General features: G+C 46.5%; 3 protein-coding genes. 1 reads left to right on the forward strand and 2 read right to left on the reverse strand.

Going from position 1 to position 4,540, the window contains the following annotated elements; translation table 11 throughout:
• Positions 1-29: 29 nt before the first annotated feature.
• Complete coding sequence (locus JF818_RS16625) at positions 30-1,244, forward strand: alpha-amylase family glycosyl hydrolase (RefSeq protein WP_370570304.1); 1,215 nt, start codon at positions 30-32, stop codon at positions 1,242-1,244.
• Here JF818_RS16625 and JF818_RS04210 read toward each other — a convergent pair.
• Positions 1,217-3,337, reverse strand: a complete 2,121-nt coding sequence (locus tag JF818_RS04210) for a glutamine synthetase III (RefSeq protein WP_198890725.1) — start codon at positions 3,335-3,337, stop codon at positions 1,217-1,219. The two genes, JF818_RS16625 and JF818_RS04210, sit on opposite strands and share 28 nt — an antisense overlap.
• A 71-nt stretch (positions 3,338-3,408) precedes the next feature.
• A complete protein-coding gene (locus tag JF818_RS04215; protein ID WP_198890726.1) occupies positions 3,409-4,038 on the reverse strand; it encodes a hypothetical protein in 630 nt (209 codons plus the stop codon).
• Positions 4,039-4,540 lie beyond the last annotated feature (502 nt).

Below are 4,540 nucleotides of genomic sequence, written 5' to 3' on the forward strand. Positions count from 1 at the left end.
AAACGTATAAATACGGCTAAAATGATCCGATACCAAATAACTGGCAAGGAGCATTTGGGAAAAGAGCGTGGAGCTATGATGAGAAGAAGAAGCAATACTATCTACACTCTTTCCTGGAAGAGCAACCTGATCTCAATTGGAGGAACCAAGAGGTTGTGGATGCAGTGTTTTCAATCCTGAGATATTGGCTGGATCGTGGGGTGGATGGATTTCGTCTTGATGTGATCAATTGCATAATCAAGGACAAGACACTGAGAAGCAATCCCAGAATTGTTGGGTCTCGTCCGAGGCCGTATGACATGCAGCGGCATATCTTTGACAGAAATAGGCCGGGAACACATCAGAAATTGAGAATGATGCGCCAATTGGTAGATACCTACCCAGACAGGATGTTGGTAGGTGAAATCATGGTTGAGCTGCCAGGGGAGCCGGAGTTGGCTGCCTCATTCTTGGGAAGGAACAGGGATGAACTCCATCTCTCTTTTGATTTCTCTCTTGCATATACTCGATTCAATGCTATCAAGTGGCAACGATGCGCAAAGCGTTGGTGTGAAGCAATTGGTAAAAATAGAATACCGAGTTGGGTACTAAATAACCATGATATACCAAGAATAGTAAGCCGACTTTCTGGAAATGTAGCAAAAGCGAAACTTGCTGCTCTATTTCTGCTCACGCAGAGGGGCTCAATATTCTTATACTACGGAGAAGAATTGGGTTTGCCCGATTCGAAAGTTCCTTGGAAAGCGATTAGAGATCCTCTAGGAAAACGGTATTGGCCGGTTCATCCAGGAAGGGATCCAGCAAGGGGACCGATGATCTGGTCCAATGAAGAGGGATACGGTTTTACAGATGGAGAAAGCTGGCTTCCATTTGCCTCCAATGCTGACTCCTATGCAGTAACAACGCAAGAGCAAGATGCTTCATCCATGTTACATTACTATCGAGCACTGATTGGAATGAGAAAAGAAGAGCCTGTTTTCAGACGTGGTACTTGTACATATTTGAAGACGAACAACAAGCATATTGTTTGTTACATACGGGAATATGATGATGAGAAGCGATTGATGATTCTGAATTTCAGCGCAAGAAAACAGAATGTTGTCCTCCGTGACTCGGCGTATCAAAAAAGTGACTGGATTTTGCGTTTTACTTCACAAAGAATGCTTCCGGATACCAAGGCTGAATCATTTATGCTTCAACCTTGGCAGGGATGCGCTTATAGTCTGAAGAGCAGGTCGTCATAACTGGGAAATGGCCAGTATTGTTTCTCTGTGTATGTCTCTGCAAGATCGACATAACTTCTCAGTGTTTGCATCTGAGGTACCACCTCATCACGGTAGATTTCTGCCTGGGTCAGCACTTCGTCATTAAAGGACAGTGCTTTTGCTACACAGACATGCAAGTATTCTGTAGCTTCAATTGCCTGATTGAGAGCATTCTGGACAATACCCACATTCCGTTTTTGCAGCGTGGTATCGAGCCCTATGGCATTTTGCTTGGCAATTGTATCGCTGAGCTTACCAACATATTCGCTTACCGCAGGAATGATGTACTTTCTGCACATCTCCACCATGATCGACGCTTCAATGTTAATCTGTTTGCTGTAGGTCTGCAGGTATATTTCCAGTCTGGAGGTAATCTCACTCTTCGTAAAAACCTTTTGTTTTTCAAAGAGCTCCAAGCTCTTCTCACTCAGCATTTGCGGTAGAGCACTCACCGTGTCTTTAAACTCGGGAAGCCCGCGTTTCTTTGCTTCGTCTTTCCACGCTTTGCTATACCCATTTCCGTTGAAAACAATGCGTTTATGGCCCTGATAGAAATCCCTAATGATGTTGTGGCACTCAAGCTCAACATCTTCTGCAGCCTCAAGGCGATCGGCAGCTTCCTCAAGAACTTGTGCAACAGCAGTGTTGATATAAATATTCGGGCCTGCCATAGACTGCGATGAGCCTACCATCCGGTATTCAAACTTGTTGCCGGTGAAGGCAATTGGACTGGTTCTGTTACGGTCGGTCAGGTCCTTAGGAAGCTGAGGCAACATGGTCATTCCCATCTGTACATATTGTCGGTCGCTCTTTGTGCAACACCCTTCCATGGTAATGGTGTCGAGGATGGTGCTGAGCTGTTCCCCCAGATAGATGCTGATTATTGCGGGAGGAGCTTCGGCGCTGCCAAGGCGATGGTCATTGCCAGCGGTGGCGGCTCCGCATCTGATAAGAGGAGCGTATTCATCCATTGCCTTGATGAAAGCAGTAAGGAAGATGAGAAATTGCAGATTATCCTCTACATTGTTGCCAGGGCTGAGAAGATTGGTGCCATCATCAGTACTGAGTGACCAGTTGTCATGCTTGCCTGATCCATTTACTCCCAGGAAAGGCTTCTCATGAAGAAGAGCAACCATGCCATGGCGAAGTGCCACCATCTGGAGTACATCCATCAGTAGCTGGTTGTGATCTGTTGAGAGATTCGCAGCATCATATACGACTGCGATCTCAAACTGGTTGGGTGCAGCTTCCTTGTGCTGGGTCTTGCTGCTGATACCAAGTTTCCAAAGCTCAAAGTTTAATTCACTCATGAACACAGTCACCCGGTCTCCGATGGTGCCGTAGTAGTGGTCATTCAGCTCCTGTCCCTTGGCAGCCAAGTTACCCATGACTGTCCGTCCAGTGAGTCTGAGGTCAGGTCTCTGGTCATAAAATTTCTTGTCAACAAGAAAGTATTCCTGTTCTGGACCAATGTTTACGATGATTCTTTTTGCCTTGGTGTTTCCCAATGCTTTCAGGACACGGAGAGTCTGTTTCTCAAGTGCCTGGTTGCTCCTGAGCAAAGGGACCTTCTTGTCCAGTGCCTCTCCGTTGTATGAGAAAAAGGCGGTAGGGATATAGAGGGTTTTCACCCCATTGATGTCCTTGATGAAGGCAGGGGAGGATGTGTCCCAAGCGGTATATCCGCGTGCCTCAAAGGTTGCCCTGAGACCACCATTGGGGAATGATGATGCATCACCCTCTCCCTTGATCAACTCCTTTCCGCTGAACTCAAGCAGAACCTTTCCTCCCTTTGTTGGGCTGATGAATGAGTCGTGCTTTTCTGCAGTGAGGCCGGTGAGGGGTTGGAACCAATGGCAGAAGTGGGTTGCACCTTTTGCAAGGGCCCACTGCTTCATTGCACTTGCAACAAAGTCTGCCAGTTCACTGGTCAGTTCACGTTGACCACGCTGTACTTCCTTCAGCTGCCTGATGATCGGGTCGCTGAGGTACTTACCCATCTCTACTTCAGTGAAGCAATTGACTCCATAGAAATCGGTAACCGGTGTTTTGGCGTAGTCTATATCGAACATAGTGCCCATCCTCTGATTGGTATGTTCAGACAATACACACTTTTTGCATGATTATGCAATAAGGCAGAGGATTACAACGTATCTTTTGGAGTGATACTGATGGTAATGGTATCTTGATACAGCCCTGCTGGGGCCATGTCTGCACGGTCTTGATTGATTCCAGATACCTCAATCGAACGAATATTTGGAGCACTGGAAGAAAGATTTACCCAGTCAAGGGGGACACTTCCTGTAACAGGTTCTCCACCGAAGAGAAGCAGGTAGGGGATGGCAAAAAGAGTACGCTGGCCATCTAGATGCAGACTGAAGGTTTGGCTTCCCACACTATTACTGAAGGTAACCTCCACTCCATATGTTTTCCCACTCTCAGCATTCTGTAGTGTCAGTTGGGCTTCTGCAATCTTGGTCTTGTCTGTTCCATATGCATTCTGGATGGAGAAGGTTGTTTCTGCTTGGATGGATAGGGTGAGAATTGGATCCTCATTTACTTCTCCAAAAGGAATGTCTACAATCGGAGACTCCCTGAAACTCTGCCCTGGTATTGGAGCGTTTCCGTTGCTGGGTACAGCTTGATTGTTGATTTTCGCATAGGTATAGCCCCGATAGAACCCACTACCTTTATCTGCTGTAGCAATATTGAAGGTTTCAAGGTTGTTGGAAGTCAATGTATAGTTTGATCCATATCTAACTTTGTTTTCCATGTTTGTTTCCCATGAGACCAGATAGAGCTGAATCGAACTAATTTTAGATGCTTGGTTTCCTGAAGCTCCTGGCACCATAGGAGTACCTGATGCACTGGTGATATCCTGTTTAAGAAAGCCTCCATCTGAAAGATTCGTAACAGCCACAATACGGAATCCAAAGCTTGAAGAGCAAATTTCAAGTGCGCCAGTTCGGCGCTGTACATATAGTCGGGTGAAACTCCCGACCTGACAAAGACTGACCAACAGTCAGTATCCAGCCTTGGAGCCGAAACCGTGAGATTAGGTTTAAGCGTAGGCAGGAAAGCACAAGAGCCGTAAGGAGGTTTCCTGAAGCCGTATTAGCCACGTAATTCCAACAAGAGGAAGCCGATGTTGTTTGTAAGACAGTAGGCAGCAAGAACAACCCGTATTGGTAAGGATTGGGAAATTCCTCCGGGGTTTTAAGGCATGGCGAGTGTGCAAGGTATGTATGGTGTACCTGGGAGGGCTTGCATCTTGC

This window comes from Sphaerochaeta sp. S2, assembly GCF_016406725.1.
GTDB lineage: Bacteria > Spirochaetota > Spirochaetia > Sphaerochaetales > Sphaerochaetaceae > Sphaerochaeta.